This window comes from Cutibacterium acnes (assembly GCF_003030305.1).
Lineage (GTDB): Bacteria > Actinomycetota > Actinomycetes > Propionibacteriales > Propionibacteriaceae > Cutibacterium > Cutibacterium acnes.
In genome coordinates, this window is sequence record NZ_CP023676.1 from 2,391,334 (window position 1) to 2,412,513 (window position 21,180).

20 protein-coding genes are annotated in these 21,180 nt (G+C 60.3%); 16 read left to right on the plus strand and 4 right to left on the minus strand.

The annotated features are described in order from the left end of the window. Positions 1 to 35 precede the first annotated feature (35 nt). The 4 genes from CPA42_RS12050 (at position 36) to CPA42_RS12065 (ending at position 2,483) form a co-directional block, all read left to right on the plus strand. Positions 36 to 1,535 carry an amino acid permease gene (locus CPA42_RS12050; RefSeq protein WP_002516558.1) on the plus strand — a complete coding sequence of 500 codons (1,500 nt, stop codon included), beginning with the start codon at positions 36 to 38 and terminating at the stop codon, positions 1,533 to 1,535. 99 nt (positions 1,536 to 1,634) lie between these two features. After that, entirely contained in the window at positions 1,635 to 1,838 is a 204-nt protein-coding gene (locus tag CPA42_RS12055) for a hypothetical protein (RefSeq protein WP_002519567.1), read from the plus strand. Continuing rightward, positions 1,835 to 2,149, plus strand: coding sequence for a hypothetical protein (locus CPA42_RS12060; protein WP_002519566.1), 315 nt, complete (start codon positions 1,835 to 1,837; stop codon positions 2,147 to 2,149). The genes CPA42_RS12055 and CPA42_RS12060 overlap by 4 nt, the downstream gene beginning before the upstream one ends. A gap of 58 nt (positions 2,150 to 2,207) precedes the next feature. Further along, positions 2,208 to 2,483, plus strand: coding sequence for a hypothetical protein (locus CPA42_RS12065; RefSeq protein WP_002519565.1), 276 nt, complete (start codon positions 2,208 to 2,210; stop codon positions 2,481 to 2,483). A 1-nt stretch (position 2,484) separates the two neighbouring features. Here CPA42_RS12065 and CPA42_RS12070 read toward each other — a convergent pair whose 3' ends face one another. After that, positions 2,485 to 2,616: a hypothetical protein gene (locus tag CPA42_RS12070; protein ID WP_002516560.1), complete on the minus strand. Its 132-nt coding sequence runs from the start codon at positions 2,614 to 2,616 to the stop codon at positions 2,485 to 2,487. A 280-nt stretch (positions 2,617 to 2,896) separates the two neighbouring features. On the opposite strand from CPA42_RS12070, the gene CPA42_RS12075 reads away from it, so the two are divergent. The 4 genes from CPA42_RS12075 (at position 2,897) to CPA42_RS12090 (ending at position 8,633) form a co-directional block, all read left to right on the plus strand. Then, a complete protein-coding gene (locus tag CPA42_RS12075) occupies positions 2,897 to 4,051 on the plus strand; it encodes a L,D-transpeptidase (RefSeq protein ID WP_002519564.1) in 1,155 nt (384 codons plus the stop codon). A gap of 270 nt (positions 4,052 to 4,321) precedes the next feature. Further along, positions 4,322 to 5,788 carry a septal ring lytic transglycosylase RlpA family protein gene (locus CPA42_RS12080; protein WP_002516557.1) on the plus strand — a complete coding sequence of 489 codons (1,467 nt, stop codon included), beginning with the start codon at positions 4,322 to 4,324 and terminating at the stop codon, positions 5,786 to 5,788. Positions 5,789 to 6,082: 294 nt separating this feature from the next. Continuing rightward, positions 6,083 to 7,369, plus strand: coding sequence for a citrate synthase (locus tag CPA42_RS12085; RefSeq protein ID WP_002516561.1), 1,287 nt, complete (start codon positions 6,083 to 6,085; stop codon positions 7,367 to 7,369). 238 nt (positions 7,370 to 7,607) lie between these two features. Further along, positions 7,608 to 8,633, plus strand: coding sequence for an adenosine deaminase (locus CPA42_RS12090; protein ID WP_002519568.1), 1,026 nt, complete (start codon positions 7,608 to 7,610; stop codon positions 8,631 to 8,633). Positions 8,634 to 8,679: 46 nt separating this feature from the next. Here the strand turns inward: CPA42_RS12090 and ald are convergent, their stop codons facing one another. From ald to CPA42_RS13650, 3 genes are all read right to left on the minus strand, one after another. Next, the gene (gene ald, locus CPA42_RS12095) at positions 8,680 to 9,792 is read right to left on the minus strand and encodes an alanine dehydrogenase (RefSeq protein WP_002518507.1); all 1,113 of its coding nucleotides are present in this window, start codon (positions 9,790 to 9,792) and stop codon (positions 8,680 to 8,682) included. A gap of 173 nt (positions 9,793 to 9,965) precedes the next feature. Continuing rightward, positions 9,966 to 10,463, minus strand: a complete 498-nt coding sequence (locus CPA42_RS13645; protein WP_306400446.1) for an AsnC family transcriptional regulator — start codon at positions 10,461 to 10,463, stop codon at positions 9,966 to 9,968. After that, positions 10,346 to 10,972, minus strand: a complete 627-nt coding sequence (locus CPA42_RS13650; protein ID WP_002518509.1) for an Lrp/AsnC family transcriptional regulator — start codon at positions 10,970 to 10,972, stop codon at positions 10,346 to 10,348. The genes CPA42_RS13645 and CPA42_RS13650 overlap by 118 nt, the downstream gene beginning before the upstream one ends. 293 nt (positions 10,973 to 11,265) lie before the next feature. On the opposite strand from CPA42_RS13650, the gene ord reads away from it, so the two are divergent. From ord to CPA42_RS12145, 8 genes are all read left to right on the plus strand, one after another. Beyond that, positions 11,266 to 12,309: a 2,4-diaminopentanoate dehydrogenase gene (ord, locus tag CPA42_RS12110; protein WP_002518511.1), complete on the plus strand. Its 1,044-nt coding sequence runs from the start codon at positions 11,266 to 11,268 to the stop codon at positions 12,307 to 12,309. 11 nt (positions 12,310 to 12,320) lie between these two features. Next, a complete protein-coding gene (ortA, locus tag CPA42_RS12115; protein WP_002512626.1) occupies positions 12,321 to 12,668 on the plus strand; it encodes a 2-amino-4-oxopentanoate thiolase subunit OrtA in 348 nt (115 codons plus the stop codon). Next, positions 12,665 to 14,086, plus strand: coding sequence for a 2-amino-4-oxopentanoate thiolase subunit OrtB (gene ortB, locus CPA42_RS12120; RefSeq protein WP_002515749.1), 1,422 nt, complete (start codon positions 12,665 to 12,667; stop codon positions 14,084 to 14,086). Before ortA ends, ortB begins: the two co-directional genes overlap by 4 nt. Next, a complete protein-coding gene (oraS, locus tag CPA42_RS12125) occupies positions 14,083 to 14,508 on the plus strand; it encodes a D-ornithine 4,5-aminomutase subunit OraS (RefSeq protein WP_002518512.1) in 426 nt (141 codons plus the stop codon). The genes ortB and oraS overlap by 4 nt, the downstream gene beginning before the upstream one ends. Next, on the plus strand, positions 14,505 to 16,823 hold the full coding sequence (gene oraE / locus CPA42_RS12130) for a D-ornithine 4,5-aminomutase subunit OraE (RefSeq protein ID WP_002515917.1): 2,319 nt from the start codon (positions 14,505 to 14,507) through the stop codon (positions 16,821 to 16,823). Before oraS ends, oraE begins: the two co-directional genes overlap by 4 nt. A 5-nt stretch (positions 16,824 to 16,828) precedes the next feature. After that, positions 16,829 to 18,259 carry a glutamate mutase L gene (locus CPA42_RS12135; RefSeq protein ID WP_002515787.1) on the plus strand — a complete coding sequence of 477 codons (1,431 nt, stop codon included), beginning with the start codon at positions 16,829 to 16,831 and terminating at the stop codon, positions 18,257 to 18,259. Beyond that, positions 18,256 to 19,344: an alanine/ornithine racemase family PLP-dependent enzyme gene (locus tag CPA42_RS12140; RefSeq protein ID WP_002515856.1), complete on the plus strand. Its 1,089-nt coding sequence runs from the start codon at positions 18,256 to 18,258 to the stop codon at positions 19,342 to 19,344. The genes CPA42_RS12135 and CPA42_RS12140 overlap by 4 nt, the downstream gene beginning before the upstream one ends. A 98-nt stretch (positions 19,345 to 19,442) precedes the next feature. Beyond that, entirely contained in the window at positions 19,443 to 20,858 is a 1,416-nt protein-coding gene (locus CPA42_RS12145; protein ID WP_002515817.1) for an amino acid permease, read from the plus strand. Positions 20,859 to 21,180 lie beyond the last annotated feature (322 nt).

Sequence of the window (21,180 nt, forward strand, 5' to 3'; positions counted from 1 at the left end):
CGAGCAGGGGCACCGTTGATACCGGGAGGGTGTAGATGAGTCACATGGATAGCGCCACCCAGGCCACAACTCCAACTGAAGGGCCAACTGAAGAACCCCAGCTTCAGCGCGGCCTCAAGAACCGGCATCTCCAGCTCATTGCCATCGGAGGCGCCATTGGAACAGGCCTCTTTCTGGGATCCGGGAAGACCATCTCCCTAGCGGGTCCGTCTATTTTGCTGGTCTACCTCATCATCGGAGCAGTACTCTTCTTCGTCATGCGGGCCATGGGGGAGCTACTGCTGTCGAACCTGGCCTACAAGTCTTTCGCCGACTTCGCAACAGACCTCGTTGGCCCCGGCGCCGGGTTCTACATGGGGTGGACATATTGGATGTGTTGGGTCGTCATAGGTAACGCCGACACCATCGCGATGTGCGGATACTTGGCCGCTTGGTTCCCTCATCTCGATAAATGGATACCCGCCACATGCATCGTCTTACTATTGACATGTCTTAATATGGTAGCCGTAAAACTTTTTGGCGAGATGGAATTTTGGTTTGCGATGATTAAGATCGTCACCATCATCGCATTAATCCTTGTCGGCGGCTACCTTGCGATCACCGGGTTCCAGCCACCCCGCAGCGGGGTTCCGGCTGCGTCATTTTCTCATTTGTGGGACCGTGGCGGGTTCTTCCCCACCGGATTCATGGGATTCATAGCCGGCTTCCAAATTGCCATTTTCTCGTTCCAAGGTATTGAGATGGCAGGCACCGCAGCAGCGGAAACAGCAGACCCTGAACACAATCTTCCTAAGGCTATCAACTCAATCCCGGCTCGTGTCCTTATCTTCTATGTTCTGACCCTAGGCGTCATCATGGCAGTTCAGCCGTGGGATCTCATCAATCCGCAGGCAAGTCCTTTCGTCGAAATGTTTAGCTTTATTGGGATCCTTATTGCCTTCCATATCGTCAACTTTGTTGTGCTCACCTCCGCTGCATCTTCAGCGAACTCGGGAGTTTTCTCTACTTCCCGAATCCTCTACGGGCTAGCACGCGAGAAAGACGCCCCGCCAGTCTTCGCCAAGTTGTCCAGTCGTCACATTCCTCGCAATGCCCTCATCCTCACTGCGATGTGCATTGCGCCAGCCATCGTCCTCGTCACCCTTGAAGACTCAGTCATGGATGCTTTTTCCCTCGTTGCAGGAGTCTCCTCGGTGCTCTATCTGTCGGTGTGGGGACTCATTCTGGTCTGCTACCTCAAGTACTTAGGTAAGCATCCCCAACGCCATGCGGAATCAGCCTTCAAGATGCCTGCTGGCCGTGTGATGTCGTGGGTCGGCATCCTCTTCTTCATCACCATCCTCATCATGCTGGGCTTCTCGGCAGATTCTCGTCAGGCCCTTATCGCCGCTCCTGTCTGGGTGATATTTATGATGGTGCTATACCGCCTTTTGGCTTCCGCCCGTGCCGATCACACTCGTATCGACTTCGACGCCGAGCGGATCCGTGCCCTCGAGGAGCTCCACCGCACGCAAGAGGATGAGCACCAAGCCTGACCGCAGCAATCTGGTCCACAGCCGCTTTCAGCCTCGCGACTCATGACCTCCTAGCTCTACGAGAATGACGGAGTTACTTCAAGTAGACCGGAGAGTGCCGTGACAAAAATCCCCACTACATATATGGGTCCGGGCTCTCGAGTGCCGCGGCCATCGCCACGACGCGAAAACTGCCCGATTCGAAGCGACGATGCCCCCGTATTCCCGCCACGTCGCATGGCACGTGCACGTCCGGTACTCCTCGCCGGGAGGACCTCAACGAGGAGATCGGCCCCGGCCGATCCTCGTGAGCCAGTGGCTTGACGATTTTTGTCAGGCCCATGAGGGAAGAGGCTGTTGTGAGACTCGCCGACCCTCTTCGTGACTTTTCGCAACCCTCTGTCGAACCCTGCGTGGCGTACGTGTCCGACCCATTACCTATGGCAGGGCCGGACGACCCCGTGCTCCTTAGCTTCGAGACCTCCGCGGATCGTTCCGACAACCCTCTTGGAGTCGTCGAGCCAGTAGGTGACTTTTACGCTCTAGCTAAGGGGCGGCCATTGCCTCTCCCCCAGACATTGCGATGTTCATGGAACCATCTATGCGATTCGTCGTCATCTTCTTCACGCCGTTAATCAAGGCGCTAGAAAAATCGTTCTTATTAGCCTTCACCTTGATAAAAAGCGTATTCAGATGGGGGTTAGGGGCAGCGCCAGCAGACACTCACCGCCTTACCAGCGGCATTCGCCCCGTCGGCGCGACCACCGCATGCCATCCAAAGACAGACTCGTCGCAGCAATCATGACGAGCGCTGCAACCTTCACGGGAATTCCTGGAACAAGTCGCATAAAAATCACAGCTCGGGACATACCATCCCTTTTTGGAGGAATACTACATATACTTGCAAGGTATGGCGGGCCTCAAGATTTGTATCGGACGATCCGCCGCTTCGTAAAGCTACCCCACTGATTCAGTTCAGCAGGCAGTACCACCAGAGGGCAATGATGGTGACACCGATGATCGTCACAACAACGACGATGAGCCACGTCAGCCAGTCAGGACGCTTACGCACCGCGAGCTGCTCGTCACTGTCATCACGCATAGGAAACCTCCGGGACCGGGTCGCATGAGGGGATGCAGATGCCAGAGTAGCGTCGCGTCACAACTCTCCCGATCCAGCCGGTTAGCGTTCAGTGAACGGCGCTCCAGATGACGTATCGACGTTTAGGGAGGCGCCAGCGCCGCGCTGTATCATGTATCCCGTTCATCTTCCCCTAAGAAATGAATCAGAGTTCTCATTTCGCGCACACAATCATGGAGGTACTGTGCCATCGAGACTGACCCGTCGTTCGGTTCTGGCTACAGGTGCCGTCGCTTTGCCAATGACAGCCGCTGCCTGCGCCAAGACCTCCGTTGGTAATGGTTTTGGCTCTAGTGGGAACTCTGCCACCCCGACGCCTACTCCGACCCCAACCCCCGCCACTCTGACAATCGCCGCAGACCACCCGATCACCGAGCTCCAGCCTGGTGATGCGCTGAAGTTTGCTGTCGCCAATGGAACCCTCAAGGACGTCAAGGTCACGGATTCCGAGGGCAGCGAAGTCACGGGCACTCTCAAGGACGCAGTGTGGACCCCGTCGAAACCTTGGAGTCTCAAGACCTCTTACACCGTCGCTGCGACCCTCTCGAATACCGACCCCCATGCTGGCTCGACAACGACGGTGACCAAAAACATCAAGAGCATCGATGGCGCCGTCAACGTCGTCGAGATGCTCTACAGCGACGCTTCGGTTGGCATCGGCATGCCGGTCATCATCAAGTTCGGGCACGAGGTCATCGACGCTGACATGCGCGCCAGGATTCAGAAGGCCATGCACATTGATGTCTCCCCACAGCAGGAGGGAGCGTGGGGATGGATCGACCATTCCCAGTTGATGTGGCGCCCCAAGGATTTTTGGAAGGCCGGCACGAAAGTCAACGTGAGCGGCAACCTCACCGGTCTCCCGACCTCCAGTCACCGCTGGATCACCCATGACGTCAAGGGTTCCTTCCAGGTTGGTCAAGCGCGAATCGTCAAGATTTACATCAACAAACACAAGATGGACGTCCTCCAGGACGGCAACGTTGTGCGCACGATCCCGGTGACCACCGGGAAGCCCGGTGCAAGCACCACTACTCGGTCTGGCACCAAGGTCATCATTGAACGCGATGCCACCAGAATCATGGACTCCTCGACGGTTGGCATCCCTAAGGGGAGCTCGGATTATTACCACCTCAAGGTCAAGTACGCCATGCGCGTCACCTACACCGGTGAGTTTATCCACGCCGCGCCGTGGTCCGAGCGCTCTCAGGGCAGCGCCAATGTCTCGCACGGTTGCGTCGGTTTGTCCACCGAGAACGCCAGATGGCTGTTTAACTTCTGCGCCGCCGGTGATCCCGTCATCAACTCAGGTTCAAACCGTATGTTCAAGCCGGACGAAGGTATCGGTTGCTGGTGCTACGACTGGAGCGGCTGGCAGAAACTCAGCGCAGTGTGAGTTAGTCCCCTCATACCTGCGAAACCCTCTACCTCGATGCAAGGTAGAGGGTTTCATCATGTCTAGGTGTCCTCACAGTTTGATGGCTTCTTTTCGGCTCCATGACGCGGTTTCAGCCCTCGTCGACGGTGGCCTATCACCGGTTGACGCGACACGCTCAAACCCTCAACGTCCTTGGGGCGACCGGTGGTGAATTCCTAATGTCCCACCCGTCCCGGAAACGCCGGGATCGAAGCCCCGATGCCTTTAATGGCGAGAGGAAGTCACACCGTGATCCGCCCCAAGCGCTCAGTCCGAGGTGCTGCCGCCACCATCGCCCTCACCTCCGGTATCAGCGTTGTTGCGCCGGCCGTCATTGGCTCGGTCGCACACGCAGCAAATACGCAGACGATGTACACGACCGCGGACGTCAACGTGCGGTCTGCCTCCTCCAACACCGGCAGGGTGCTCACTGTCGCGGCACGCGGCCAGTCGGTGAAGGTCACCGGCGAGAAGGTGCGCGGGTGGGTCCCCGTTGCCGTCAATGGCACCAGCGGCTGGATCTACCAGCGCTACCTCACCGAGGAGAACGTCCACCCGGTGCACTTCGGCTCCGATCCTCTTCCCGACACCATGATCGCCGCTGTCCCGGTTAACGTTCGTAGCGACTCTGCTAATGCTGGCAAAGTCCTCACCGTTGCCGAGCGTGGTCAGCAGGTGCAGATCACCGGGCGTCCTGACGGCGGTTGGGTCCCGGTCTCCGTCAACGGCAAGTCCGGATGGATTTACGGCCGCTACCTCACCACGGGGAAGGCAGCTGCGGCCCCCGCCAAGCCAAAGACTGACGCTAAGAACGACTCTTCGACGAGCCGCGACCAGGGTCGTCCAGCCCTTGGCAACGCCGCCACCCGCACCACCAGCGGGCTCAACATGCGCACCGCCCCTTCGCCGTCCGGGCAGGTCATCAACCAGCTTGCCAGCGGTGCAGGAGTCCAAGTTACCGGCGAAGTCCACGGCAACTGGGTCCAAATCCGCGCCAACGGCTACACCGGCTGGGCATACCGCACCCACCTCACCGGCAACGTCCCAGCCGCCCAGCCCATCAAACACGCCGAACCCACAAAACCCAGCACCCCAGCCAAACCACGAACTCCAGCCAAGGACGACGCCCCCATCCACACCACCAGCGACGTCAACGTGCGCACCGCTCCCAGCCCCACAGCCAAGGCCATCACCGCCCTCGCGCAGGGAACCGGAGCCCGCCCCACCGGCGAAGTCCACGGCAACTGGGTCCAAATCCGCGCCAACGGCTACACCGGCTGGGCATACCGCACCCACCTCACCGGCAACGTCCCAGCCACTAAGGTGGACACTCCCTCTCGTAACACGCACAGGGGGAGCGATACCAGCCGCGACAAAGCCCGTCCGCCGCGTCAGGATTCGAGCAACGACGATTCGGTCAAGGGTTCCGGTCGCATCGCCGGCCGCTGCATTGCCTCGTTTTACGACGAGCCGCAGACGACCGCCTCGGGCGAGCAGTTCAACCCGAACGCCATGACCGCGGCCAACAAGACTCTGCCGCTGGGCACCCGCATCCGCGTCACCAACGTCCGTAATGGCCGTTCGACCGTCGTCCGGATCAATGACCGTGGCCCGTACGTCGCCGGGCGTTGCGTCGACCTGTCGCGTGCTTCGTTCGCCAGGATTGCGGATATCGGTCAGGGCACAGCCCCGATCACCTACACCATCCTCGGCTGAGCTCAACGCCTCGTAGGGGCGGTTCGCTATTAAGCGGGCCGCCCCTACGCACATCTACCGGGTCTACGTTGGTCGCTCCAACCCAGTGACGAAAACTGTCAGCCGACGCCCGAACACATCTGAACCATGAGAAATATGCCGGTTTCTTGGTGATTTTCATTCGCTAGCCGTAGCCTTGGTTGTGCCATAGTTCACACCGTGGTGACGCTCGGGAACGAACCCGCAGTGCCACCCGTCCACGTATGTCCGGCCACCGGTGATTGTCCGGACGAGGCCGCCAGGAAGGAACGCACGATGGGTTCGAGTGCAAGGTTCGTCGACGAAGACACTCACCTCGATTTCAGCAAGGTTGTCGCTACTGACGGCCAGGTGGGTTACGACGTCGCGGGTCTGCTCAACAAGACCGGCAACGTCATGATCGACCCGGGATTCGTCAACACGGCATCCTGCGAGTCACAGATCACCTACATTGACGGTGAGCAGGGAGTTTTGCGTTACCGCGGCTACCCGATTGAGCAGCTCGCTGAACAGTCGACCTTCCTTGAGACCGCCTACCTTGTCCTCTATGGGGAACTGCCAAGCAAGGCCCAATTGGACGGCTTCGAGGAGCGTATTCGTCGCACTACCCTCATCGACGAGCGGATGCGTGACCTCTTCCGATGCTTCCCCCGTCGGTCCCACCCGATGCCTGTGTTGGCTGCGGGCATCATGGCCCTGTCGACCTTCTCACAGAAATCCTCCGGCACTGATCCCGACCAAATCGAGGCGGCCACCACTCGCCTCATCGCCAAGGTCCCCACCCTGGCCGCCTTCGGCTACAAGAACTCGATGGGCCAGCCGACCCTCTACCCCGATAACTCCCTGAGCTACGTCCAGAACTTCATCCGGATGAGCTTCGGCTTCCCGACTGAACCCTACGAGTTCAATGACGAAATCACCCGCGCTCTGGAAACCCTGCTCATCCTGCACGTTGATCACGAGCAGAACTGTTCAACCTCGACGGTCCGTATGGTCGCGTCGTCGGGTGCCAACATGTACGCGGCGGTTGCCGCAGGCGTCAACGCCCTGTCCGGCCCGAAGCACGGTGGCGCAAACCAGGCCGTCCTCGAAATGCTGCAATTTATTCGCGACTCCGGCATGACCACTAAGGAGTTCGTCCGTAAGGTCAAGGACAAAGAATCCGACATCAAGCTGATGGGCTTTGGCCACCGGATCTACAAGAACTACGATCCACGCGCCGCCATCATCAAGAAACATGCCGACCGCATTATGGAACTCCATACCGGTCGTGAGGACCTTCTCGAGATCGCCAAGGAACTTGAAGAGACCGCGCTAAACGATGACTACTTCAAGGAGCGCAAGCTCTACCCGAACGTTGATTTCTATACCGGCCTCATCTACGAGGCCATGGGCTTCCCGATGAATATGTTCACCGTGCTGTTCGCACTGGGACGTCTGCCCGGGTGGATCGCCCAGTACCGAGAGCAAGTTGCCAGCGGAGGCAACAAGATTTGGCGTCCGCGTCAGATCTTCACCGGGTCTGACAAGCGAGATTACGTACCACTCAACAAGCGTGCCTGACGTAAACCGGCCTGGGAGGAAACTCGACCTCCCAGGCCGGTGTGTCTAAGGACTCGTATGTGTCTCTGGCCCTCGCATACGCCCCGTACCGATATCCGATTCCCCTAACCATTTTTGTCGGCTCCGGGCGCCTCGGATCATCAGGGTGTCCCGACCACCCTTCGCTCGGGATTTTTGTTCACCAGACTTCGGGCTGCTCCGCGCTTCTCCCCGGTGCGACGCCGATAGACTCCGGCACATGGATTCGGCCGAAGCGATGAACCTCCCCAAAGTCGTGCTGCACGATCATCTGGATGGTGGGCTACGTCCGGCGACAGTTTTAGAACTCGCCGCGCAGCGAGGCCGGCCCGTGCCTGCACAAACCCCCGAGGACCTCGCAACCTGGTTTTTTGAGTCAGCCGATTCCGGCTCTTTGGCCCGTTATCTCGACGCCTTCACCGAAACTATCGCCCTCATGCAGGATGCTGATTCCCTCCGGCGCGTCGCACGGGAATTCGTGGTAGATATGGCCACTGACGGCGTTATTTACGCCGAAGCTCGATGGGCTCCCCAACAGCATTTAACAGGTGGGTTGTCCGCTGCGGAGGCCGTCGAGGCAGTCCAGGTTGGCTTAGTAGACGGGATGGAATCTGCATCGCTGTCGGGCACGACGATCATCGCCCGCCAAATTCTGTGCCTCATGAGGCATCTCGACGTCCCCGAGGACGTGGTAGATCTTGCCGTCAACCATGCTCCGGGGGTCGTTGGCGTCGACGTTGCTGGGCCAGAGGATGGTTTTCCGCTAGCTCCGTTTACCAACGCGCTCACGCGCGTCCAAGCGGCCGGAATCCACCTCACCGTTCATGCCGGCGAAGCTGCTGGGCCGGAGTCTATTCTCGACGCCCTTAATCATGGGGCAGAGCGTCTCGGACATGGGGTGCGGATCATTGAAGACCGCGACGAATCCGGGTGGGGTCCGACAGCCCAGCAGGTGTTGTCGAATCAGGTGCCGTTGGAGGTCTGCCCAACGTCGAACACCCAGACCGGCATCTGCCGCAAGGTTGCCGAGCATCCGCTATCGACGCTGTGGTCTACCGGATTTAACATCACGGTGAGCTGTGATAACCGCCTCATGAGCCGTACGACGACGTCTCGAGAGATATCGCTGGTCTCCCAGGCACTCTGCTGGAACCGCGACGACGCCCTGGCTGCCCAGCGCAATGCGCTGCAAGCAGCCTTCTGTTCCCAGGACGATAAGCAGTCTCTCGTTCCCCTGCTGGTCTGAGCGCACGGTAGGTGGGGGTGGTGTGGTTTCACCCCCACCACCAACCTCACAACACCTCAGACACAGGCACACACTCAATACCCAACGCCTCACCCACCGGCGCACTCACCAACTTCCCACCACAAGTCGCCAAACCACGCCGCAAATCATCACGCGACCCACACGCACCCCTCCAACCCTCATCAGCCAACAACAACACATACCGCATCGTCGCATTCGTCAACGCATACGTCGACGTATGCGGCACGGCACCCGGCATATTCGCCACACAATAAAACACCGAACCCCCCACCACAAACGTCGGATCCGCATGCGTCGTCGGATGAGAATCCTCAAAACACCCACCCTGATCCACCGCAACATCCACCAACACCGACCCCGGCACCATCCCCAACACCATCTCATGATCCACCAAATGCGGAGTCCGAGCACCAGGCACCAACACCGACCCAATCACTACATCAGACTCACCACACGCCTCCCGAACCGCCAACGGACTCGAAAACCGCGTACCAATACGCCCACCCCACACCTCATCGATATAACGCATCCGCGCCACATCCACATCAAACACCGTCACATCAGCACCCATACCCGCAGCCACACGAGCCGCACACAACCCAGCCACACCACCACCAAGCACACTCACCCGACCACGACGCACACCCGAACCACCACCAAACAACACACCACGACCCCCAGCAGACTGCAACAAACAATTCGCACCCACCTGAGCAGCCAACCGACCCGCAATCTCCGACATCGGAGACAACAACGGCAACGAATGATCAGCCAACTCCACCGTCTCATACGCAATCGACGTCACCCCACGCCCCAAAAGCTCACGAGTCAACGCCTCATCAGCAGCCAAATGAAGATACGTAAAAAGAACCAAACCCTCATGCAACCGCCCATACTCCTCCGCAACAGGCTCCTTCACCTTCAACACCAAATCAGCATCACCCCACACCGACTCCACATCACCCACAACCCGCGCACCAGCACCCACAAAATCCGAATCCGGAATACCCGAACCCACACCAGCACCAGCCTGAACCAACACCTCATGACCACGACCAACCAACGCATGAACACCCGCCGGCGTCACAGCCACACGAAACTCACTATTCTTAACCTCAGTAGGAACACCAACACGCATCACACACACTCCTTACAACAACACCCGCCAACAACAACGTTGACCGGCTGCGACTAGTTACCACGAGAATAAGCATCGATACAGCCCCAATACCACGGCATGACAAAGGAACTTTCGACTTTTCCACATTGACCCCGTAAACCTCGGGATCCATCCATCTGAAACCGGCAGTGCTAGTGATCGGCCCTCTCGAATGCCCCAATGAGCGGCGGGCAGACAAACTCTCCGGTGGTGCGGCCGTCCCGGTCCAAAACCCACCCCATGGACTTGTGGCTGCGCATATACACAATCGTCTCCGCAGGAGCTAGACCCGGTATTGCCTCAGCAACCGCGGACTCGATCATGCCGATTCCGTTCTGACGCTCCACCCGAAAGTTGACCCGTAGGTTGTTACTACCCGTGATCCACATACATGAGCGCAATCCCGACTGCTGGCGCAACAGCTCCAGCACTCGAGTCTTGTGGTTAAGAGGGATGGTGGCGGTCCACGTGCACTCCAAACTCCACCCGCCCAGCTCCGCGACGTCACACCGCAATTCGATCTGCCGATTGGTTAGCAACTTCTGCAGCCGACGATGCAGGGTGCTGGCGGGGACGTCGAGGGTACGGGCAAGTGAGGTGGCGCTGGTACGTCCATCGACAGCGAGCGACTGAGCCAGCTCCCGGTCCAGGTCGTCAGGAGGAAGCATCCATAACTCTCCTGGTCGGGGCCCCTGGCAAGGATTTTCTCCGTTTTACTCAACGCATCGATGCGCCAGGAATTCGAGCCGATAACGACCGATGTCACTAAGGCGCTGCGCGAGCCATGAACCCCACGCAGCCCTCCGATCCAGTCGATGACCATGTCTGACAGGGTGGGAAGATCAGGCGCAACGACTGTCAAGAGAAGGTCACGGTCCCCCGTCGTCTCGTCAATGCTGACGATCATGGGGTTAGCGCATAGTGTCTTGATGACTTGGGGGAGACTCTCGGTATGGCAGTCGACCTCAACGATGGCCGTCATCTGCTGATTGAGGTTCGGGCACGCAGTTATCCATGCGATTCCGTCATCGACCAGGCGCTGCCAGCGGTGGGCGACAGTCGTCGGGGAGACACCCAAAACTTTGCCTACCTTGGCCCAGCTGGCACGCGGGTCGATCTGCAAGACGTTGACGAGTCGTCGGTCAAGCTCTTCGTACATGTGGCTCCTTCGCCGACGCTGGGAAGATCCTTAAAAGTGTCTCACTTCAATTGGAAATAATGTGCACCTACCCCGCCAATTGTGCGCACATCTGTCGCAAGGATCGCTGCACGAACTCCCAGTGCCAAGGTAGGGGCCACACGGATCAGCGAAGAGCCGTCGGCCTGCACAGCTGCAGGTCAGGGCAGGCCCCTTGGACTGCAGAAATGCCGCCAGTACAGCGCATGTGACTGACAGTGACGCCAAGGAAACCGGCTCTTCAGCATCAGACATCGTCGTCAGGAGGAACCACAATGACCGCCACTAATCCCATCCGAGTCGTCCAGTGGGGCCTGGGAGCGATGGGCCAGGGCATGGCCAAACTCATCACGGCCAAAGACGGACTGGAGCTTGTCGGGGCTATCGACGTCAATCCGGCTCTGGACGGTAAGGATATCGGTGAGGTCCTCGGCATCGATCCTCTCGGAGCCAACGTCACAACCGATCCCGCCTCCATCCTCGATTCCAACAAGGTCGACGTCGTCACCATCGCCACAACCTCGTGGGTCCACGACCAGATCGCCGATCTGCGCACCATCATCACCGCTGGCATCAACGTCGTGAGCATCGCCGAAGAGATGTCCTGTCCTGAGGCCCAGAACCCCGACATGGCCAAGGAACTCGACGAACTCGCCAAAAAGCACGGCGTCTCGGCTGTCGGTGTCGGTGTCAACCCCGGATTCGTGCTGGACCACCTCGTCGTCGCCCTCAGCTCCGGAAGCCAGGACGTCACCCATATCGAAGCCCGCCGCGTCAACGACCTCGCCCCCTATGGCCAGACTGTGCTGCGTACTCAGGGAGTCGGAACCACCCCCGAGGAGTTCAAGGCTGGAGTGGCGGACGGATCCATCGTTGGCCACGTGGGCTTCCCCGAGTCCATCCGGCTCATCAGCGACGCTCTCGGACTGGGAGTCGACTCGATCGAGCAACACATCGAGCCCATCATCGCCAAGGTCGCCCGTCCCGCCCGCGACCGCACCGTCGAGCCAGGCCAAGTGGCTGGCTGCAACCACACCGCCGTCGGCCGCAGGGAAGGCGAGGAGGTCATCCGACTCATCCATCCGCAGCAGGTCGCCCCAGAGGCCGAAGGCCAGGAAACCGGCGACTTCATCACCATCACTGGTGTTCCGGACATCTCCATGTCAACAGGCCCAGAAATTGCCGGCGGCAAAGCCACCGCGGGAATTTGCGTCAACACCATCCCGCGCATCGTCGCTGCCACCCCCGGCCTCAAGCGCATCATCGACCTGCCCTCGCCGTGTGCCCTCATGGGACCGTCGGCCTACGAGCGTCGCTGAGCGAGGTCACCATGGCAGATATATCTCACACCGCCCCGCTAGCGGACAGCCCCATTCCGAAGGGCACCTGGGTCGAGGTCCGTACCATCATCCTGCAGCCTTCCGAACGGGCCGCTGCCGTACCGGAAGACACCGCCGCCACCCCTCTCGTGCAGTGGGTTAGCGGATTTCTCGACGAAGAAGCACACATCGGCGACGAGGTCACCATCACCTCGATAATCGGACGACGTCACACCGGCGTCCTCGACTGCGTCAATCCCAGTTACAGCCACAGCTTCGGCAACACCGTGCCCGAGCTACTGACCATCGGCACCACGCACGAACCCATCACATTTCACGGGCAGGAGGACCAGTCATGAGCAATTCATATGACGACGTCATGGCCCGCCGCAGCGACATCATGCGGCGCGCCCTCGCCCTGGACTATGACAGTTTTCAACACGGTGACCTCATCTTCGATTACGACGCCCTGATGTCCTCCACTGGCTACAGCCTCGATGACGTCGCACGCATCCAGGCCGAGACCAAAGTTGGCGACACCCCGCTGTACGAGTTGCACCGTCTCACCGAAGCCGTCCGTGAGATCGCCGGCCCTGGAAAGGGCGCCCGGATTCTCCTCAAGGACGAGGCTGCTAATGCGTCGGGCAGCTTCAAAGCTCGTCGTGCCTCCCTGAGCGCCCATGAGGCCCAAGCCAAGGGGTTCGCCGGCATGGTAACGGCAACCAGTGGAAACTACGGCGCTGGCGTCGCCTCCCAAGCCGCTCAGCGCGGGCTGGCCTGCATCGTCATCCAAGAAATCTACGACTCCCAACACGTCGGCCAACCCGAGATTGTCGAAAAATCCCGAGCCTGCGAGGCCTACGGCGCAGAAGTGATCAAGCTGACGGTTGGACCGGAACTTTTCTACGTGCTGCTGCGCACCCTGGAGGACACCGGATACTTCAACGCCAGCCTTTACACCCCCTACGGCATCGCCGGTATCGAAACTCTCGGCGCCGAGATCGGCCGCGAGGTGCAGCAACGCTACGGACGCCAGCCCGACGCCGTCGTCGTTACTCACGCCGGTGGCGGAAACATCACCGGGACCACCCGCGGCCTGCGCAAGATGGGCTGCGACCAGACCCAGGTCATCGCCGTATCGGTGGATCTCACCGGGCTGCACATGGCCTCCGACCACGACTTCAACAACAAGTCGTTTACGACCGGCCACACCGGCTTCGGCGTGCCTTTCGCAACCTGGCCGGACCGCGTCGACGTCCCGCGCAATGCCGCACGTCCGCTACGTTACATGGACGGCTACCAGCTAGTGTCCCAGGGCGAGGTCTTCTACATGACCGAGCTTCTCACCAAGATCGAAGGCCTAGAGCGCGGACCGGCCGGCAACACCAGCTTGACGGCCGCGGTTGCCATGGCTCGTCAGATGGATCGCGACCAGATCGTTGTCGTCCAAGAGACCGAGTACACCGGCGCTGGAAAACACCACAACAGCCAGCTGTCATTCGCACGGTCGCGCGGCATCGAGGTTCGGCGCGGGGATCCAGCCGGCAACGTCCCGGGCAAAGCGATCGTCATTCCTGAACGCCTCGATCAAGTGAGCGTCCACCCACTCGACCTCGACAAGCTGCGTCACAGCTACTTGCGCCACGCCAGTCAGATCGTGGCACCAGAGCAATGGGGAGACGCCGAGTTGGAGTTCCTGGCGGCTGAGACCAACACCACCACTGACGACGTCCGCCTGATCGGCACTGAGCTGGTGACGCGCACGAAAGGAGCATGATGTCCAACCCGGATCAGGAGCGCGTCGAACGCTACGAAGCTCTGCGCACCGAACTCGCCGATCTCGACGACGCCGCCCTCAAGGAACGCTTCTGGCAATTGTGCGAAGAGGTTATGACCCCGGTCGTTGACCTCGCCCGCACCCACACCACCCCGTCCATTGAACGGTCCGTCCTACTGCGCATGGGCATCGACTCGGTGACAACCCACGCCGTCGTGGAGAACGTGTTCGCAGCAGGCCTGGGTGGCAAAGGGGCTGGCCACGCCGTGCTGCGACTATCACGTCGTGACGGCATTGGTCTGCGTGACGCAGCTACCCGCATAGCCGAGGACCCCAAGGCCCTCGACGAACTATTCGACGGCAGCCCGCTGCCACCTGCAAAGACACCGACCACGGATTCCAAGGAAGGAGCCTCGGCATGACTATCCAAGACACGTGCCTGCACCACAAGCACACCCGCGAACGCGAGCAGCTCGGCCCGAATAACAAGTCCGCCGTGACGCCTTCAGAGCCCGTCGAGCCCCGCACCGAGCAGGACCTCCCAGGCCCGAATACCAAACTCAATGTCGAGGAGATCCTCACCGACCTTGAGCACTACCACCCCCGTCGCAAGGGATGGACCTGGCGGAACGTGCCGGAAGAGGGAATCGACATGGGCGACTTCCACTACCGGAACATGTCCACCCCGTTGAAGCAGAGCATGCCTCTGCCCGCCGCAGAGTACTTCGAGAACATTGATCCCCAGCCGGCACCCGTCGTCACCTCCGAGATCGCCTCCGGGCACTTCGAGGACGACCTGCGCCGTATGAGGATGGCGGCCTGGCACGGAGCTGACCACATCATGGTCATCCGCACCACCGGACAGAGCCACATCGACGGACTACTAGAGGGCACCCCGGAAGGTATCGGCGGCGTTCCGATCACCCGTAAACAGCTGCGCGCTAGCCGCAAGGCCTGCGACCTCATCGAGGACGAGGTAGGGCGCCCCATCAACTTCCACTCCTACGTGTCCGGAGTCGCCGGCCCTGAGGTGGCCGTCCTCTTCGCCGAAGAGGGGGTTAACGGTGCTCATCAAGACCCGCAATACAACCTGCTGTACCGCAACATCAACGCCTACCGCAGCTATGTTGACGCCGGTGAAGCCAAGAAGGCGATGGCGGGAGCTCAGATCTTCCAAATCGACGGTGCACACAACGCCAACGCCACTGCCCGGCACGGTTGGAAGGTCATGCCCGAGCTCATGGTCCAGCACGGCCTCAACTGCATGTACTCAGTGCTGGTAGGAATGCCGAAGGACCTCATCGGCCTGTCGACGGTTCCGCCCAGCGCTCCCCCGGCGCCGAAACTCTGGTACGACCTGCCGTACGCAGTAGCCCTGCGCGATCTGTTCAGCGAGTACAAAATGCGCGCCCAGCAGAACACCCGGTACATCGAGTCCGACCTCGCCGAGGCCATCCGCACCCACACCATCGACACTCTCATCTCAATGCTGACCAGCGCGGACATCCAGAGCACCATCACCCCTGATGAAGGCCGCAACCTGCCCTGGCACCACAACTCTGTCCGCGGCGTCCAGACGGTCAAACAGACCTGGACCGCTCTCGATGGCATCAAGGAGATGGTGACCATCAACCGCGAGGGGCCACTCGGCCACATGGTGCGTGACCTCAAGGAGCGGGCGATCGGTTTCCTCACCGAGATGCTGCACGTGGGTGGCTACTTCGTCGCCGTTGAGGACGGATTCTTCGTCGACTCGGCAGAATTCCCGGAACGCAACCACGACGGCATCGCCCGTGACGGCCAAGGCGGAATCGCCGAGGGAACCGTCGTCGAGCGTGACCCCGACTACCTCGCCCCAGTCTGCGACCATTTCGGCAACAACAACCTGCCCGAGGGCCTTAACAAGCCGTGCGACCTCATCGACGGCTGCACCTTGTGCAAACCCGAGAAAATCATCTACATCGATGAGCTCGACCCCAACGACTCGGCCGCGACCCGCCTGGCCTGCACCCGCCCGTTCCGCGACGGCACAGCGCTACGGCCCGAGGCTGAATGGGCCGGTGACGGTGTCGTCCTGGTACAGATGAACATCCCCGGCTCCGAGGACATCGCCCGCGAGGCGGCCGTCGAGATGGCACGCAAGATGGGCATCACCGACCCACAGGTATGCAACCTGCAAGTGCTGCACCCCGCCGAAGGATGCTTCGTTGAGGTCAAAGGCCAGGCGACCCACGTCGACGTCAACCCATCCAAGCTGACGATCCCCGAGAAGATCGAACTGCTACCCGCCGACGAACTACGCCAATTCGTCACCGACCACGAGTTGTCGGTGGTGGCCGGCACTGTCGGTGAGGACGAGCACAGCGTCGGGCTGCGCGAGATCCTCGACATCAAGCACGGTGGCATCGAGAAGTACGGGGTGAAATATCGCTACCTTGGCACATCGGTGCCGGTGGAAAAGATGGTCGATGCCGCTATCGAGAGTGGCGCCGACGCCATCCTCATCTCCACGATCATCAGTCACAACGACATCCATCGCACCATGATGCGGAAGTTGGCTGATCTGGCCACCGAGAAGGGCATCCGCGACAAGGTCGTTCTCGTCGCCGGCGGCACCCAGGTGAACCGGGAGATGGCAGCAGAGACCGGCTTGGACGCCACCTTCGGGCGCGGCACCAAGGGCATCGACGTCCTTGACGCCATCGTGCGCACTATGCGGACCCGCGCGGAAGCCTGATCGATATGACCGTGCTCACGACTCTGGAGATCGGCTCCACCATCACCAAAGCCAACGCCTTCCGCATGGAGTCCGGGCTACTGCACCACATCGGGCAGGGATTCGCCCCCACCTCGGTGGCCGCCGGCGACGTGCGTATCGGCGCGGATGCCGCGATCGCTCAGATGCGTGAGCAATGCGCCTCACCTCCGGCCGCCGGGGAGATCTTCGTGAACTCCTCGGCGGCCGGTGGACTGCGTATGAGCGTCCATGGCCTCACTCGGTCCATGACGGCCAGGGCTGCCCGCGAAGCGGCTCTGGGCGCCGGGGCCATTGTCACTATGACCACCGTCGGGGCAATGGACGAGTTCGACCTGGAAGATCTCCAGGAGAATCGCCCCAGCATCATCTTGCTGGCCGGTGGAGTCGATGACGGAGAGAAACGCATCGTTGTCGAGAACGCGAAAGTCATTGCGTCCGCCCAGCTTGGGGTGCCAGTGGTCTATGCCGGAAATTCCCGAGTGAGGCGGCGGGTCGAGCACATTTTTGTCGATGCCGGCCAGCCGCTGACATGCGTTGACAATGTCTTCCCTGACGTCGACGTGCTGCGTGTCGAACCGGTGCGCGCCGTCATTCACGACGTCTTCAACGACCACATCACCGCTGCCCCAGGCATGCACGGCCTAGTTGAGCTGACCAACCACGAGATCCTGCCAACCCCAGGAGCCGTACTGCTCGCCACTGAGTTGTTCGCCGATGCTGTGGGCGATGCGGTGGTGGTCGACGTTGGCGGTGCCACAACTGACGTTCACAGCGTCACCGACGGGTCCTCGGAGTGGTCGGCTCGGGTGATCGACCCCGAACCACGTACCAAGAGAACCGTCGAGGGAGACCTCGGCGTCTTCGTTAACGCACGTCGCGTCGCGGCGATGACTGACGAGGGAGAGGACGAGGAGCGTCTGGAGTGGCTACGCGCCATTCCCAGCGACGAGCGGGAAGCCGAGGTGACTCGGTGGCTTGCCCGGGAGGCTGTCGAGGCTGGGGTAGGCCGTCACGCCGGGACGGTGACCGAGATCTTCACCCCGACCGGCAAGACCCAGGTGGTGCGTGGCAAAGACCTCAGCGCGGTCCGCTGGGTGGTGGGAACCGGTGGGGCCCTGACTCGAGTGCCGGGCGGTGCGGATATTCTCCGTCGAATCTGTACCGGAGCTGGCGCCCAACTGTTGCCCAGCCCTGAAGCCACCATTGTCATCGACCGCGACTATCGATTCTCCGCCCTCGGGACGGTAGCCCAGTGCTACCCCGACGAGGTCCGTCGTACCTTCGCGGCCTGGATCGAATCCCTCACTGGCAACACAAAACTGCCCAGCGACGAGGGGGTAGGTGTCAATGATGACGCTGCCCCACCCGACGTGACAAAAAACGACACCCCACACGGGTTGGAAAGCACATCATGAACCGCTCCACTCCCCGGTTGGAGATTTTCGCCGACCGTATCCGCGACAACGCGCGAGCAATCGTCACTCAATGCGCCAAACACGGCGTTCAGGTCGCAGCAGTCACCAAGGTGTTACATGCCCACCCAGTGCTCCTCCAGGCTCTGGAGGACACCGGCATCACGATGCTTGCTGATTCTCGACTTCAAAACCTGCGTCAGATCGCCGAATGTGGCACCTCGCTGCCAACCATGCTGTTGCGAGCCCCCGGGCGTCACGACATTGACGACACTGTTCAGCTCGCCGACATTTCTCTCAACTCCTCCCTCACGACGATGACCGCCTTATCGGAGGCTGCTGTTCGGGCCGGAACCCGCCACGGAGTCATCGTCATGGTCGATGTCGGCGATCTGCGTGAGGGAGTGTGGCCCGACCATCTCGTCGATGTTGTCTCCTCGGCAGCCGCCCTGCCCGGCATCGACGTTAAGGGGGTCGGTACCAACCTGGCCTGCTACGGTGGAGTCCAACCGAGCGTCGAAAATATGACTCGCCTAGTCCAGCTACGCGACATGGCGCGCGCGGCCACCGGCCTTGAGCTGGGTCTTATCTCAGGCGGGAACTCGGCAAATCTTCCGCTCATGATGAGTGGTGCCATGCCGTCCGAAATCAACAATCTGCGCATTGGTGAAGCCATCATTCTGGGGCGCAACACCTTGGATCGGTCACCATGGCCGCAAACTCGTCAAGACACCGTCGAGGTCGTCGCCGAGATCATCGAACTCGAGCGCAAGCCGTCAATTCCGCTGGGACGCACCGGCGAGGACGCGTTCGGTCAACATGTCACCTTCACTGATCGCGGCATTCGACTGCGTGCCATCTGTAATCTCGGTCGTCAGGACGTCAATCCGTCCGATCTGGCGCCCGTCGACCCCGGCAACATCGTGCTGGGAGCCAGTTCGGATCACCTCATCGTTGATATGACTGATTCTTCCGAGTCCGTCGAGATCGGCACCGAAGTGAGATTCTGGCCTACCTATGCCGGTTTACTCGCCACCGCCACCTCCTCTGCTGTGTGGAAGGCAGCGGCCACTCCCCATCGCCTATGAGGCGACCATCATCACCTTCACCGAACAAAGGAGTTCTTGTGAGTGCACGAGAAACGCAATCCGTCGACACACCGCGCCGCAGCGCCTTGGCCAGACCCGTGAAGAAACCGCCAGCCACTCTCGACCTGGAAAGCCCCACAGAGGAGCGCGAGCTACAACGCGGGCTGACCAACCGTCACCTACAGCTCATTGCTTTGGGCGGTGCCATCGGCACCGGAATGTTCATGGGATCCAGCAGCACCATCCACCTTGCTGGCCCATCTAGTGCTCTCGTCTACGCTCTCATTGGGTTTTTCCTCTATTTCATGATGCGAGCCCTCGGTGAGATGCTGCTGTCCAATCTCAACTACAAGTCTTTCCGAGATATCGCTGAGGACCTACTTGGCCCAGCTGGTGGTTTTATCGCCGGCTGGACGTATTGGTTCTCGTGGATCGTGGCCGCCATGGGCGACATGGCCGCTATTACCGCCTACTTCCAATATTGGTGGCCGAATATCCCAAAGTGGCTACCCGCAACCGCCCTGGCCGCTGTCCTCCCCGCCCTCAACATCATTGCCGTGCAGTTCTTTGGTGAAGCCGAATTCTGGTTCGCCCTCATCAAGCTCATCGCGGTCGGCGCGCTGGTCATTGTCGCCATCGCGCTGTTGGCAAGCCGCTTCGTCTCCCCTGACGGTGACCCCGCTACTATCGCCAACCTGTGGAATGATGGCGGTTTCTTCCCCAACGGCCTGATGGGCTTCCTTGGTGGCTTCCAAATCGCGTTCTTCGCCTTCGTCGGCATCGAACTCGTTGGTACTGCTGCCGCTGAAACTAAGGATCCTTGCACCACTCTCCCAAAGGCGATCAATGCCATCCCGGTGCGGCTTGCCCTGTTCTACGTGTTCGCCCTGCTTGCTATTACCGCTGTCATTCCGTGGCGCAAAGTCGTGCCCGGGGTAAGCCCCTTCGTGTCGCTGTTCGGCTTGGCGGGCTTCGGCGCAGCTGCCAGTGTGATGAACTTCGTCCTGCTTACCGCTGCGGCGTCCTCGGATAACTCTGGTCTGTATTCGACCTCACGAATGATGTACGGCTTAGCTCTCGACGGTCAGGCTCCCTCGCGGTTCCGAAAACTGTCGAGTAACAACGTGCCACGCAACGCACTCGTCGCTTCGTGCCTGCTGCTGCTAAGCGGCATCACTTTCCTCTACACCTCGGATTCGATCATGCAGGCCTTCGCCCTGGTGACGACAGTTGCCGCCCTGCTGTTCCTTTTCACCTGGTCACTCATCGTTGTGTGCTACATCGTGTACCGCCGCAAGCGCCCACAGCTCCACGAAGAGTCCATCTACAAGATGCCTGGTGGCGTCCCCATGTGCTGGGTTGTGCTGGCCTTCTTCACCATCAGCCTGGTCATTCTTACCTTGGACCCAACCACTCGGATCGCAGTGCTCATCACCCCGATCTGGTTCGCGTTCATCGGATCGATGTACTTCGTGCACCACCGCCACGAACAGCGTAAAGAGGCGCTGCGCTAATTTTTACCGTCACCCCAGCGCCGCAGGCACGCCACATGCTCGCCAGGCCGGGGCTCGGGGATTTTTACGTGAACCGAGGTGACGCGGTTGACTGCGCACTGCAACATGCTGGCTCGACCACCTCAGTGCCCCGTTACACATCGGCCAACACCTGCGCGAAAATTTCATGGGCATGTTCGCACAGACAGCCGTGAATCCTCCTTGGATTACCATTATCCTGCCCTGACCATATATCAAATCCGTCGCACGTAAACCCACCGGTGTTACACTGCAATAAATCGCGTCGCGGCAAGTTGAGTCATCGTCGATTCAGCCTCATCGC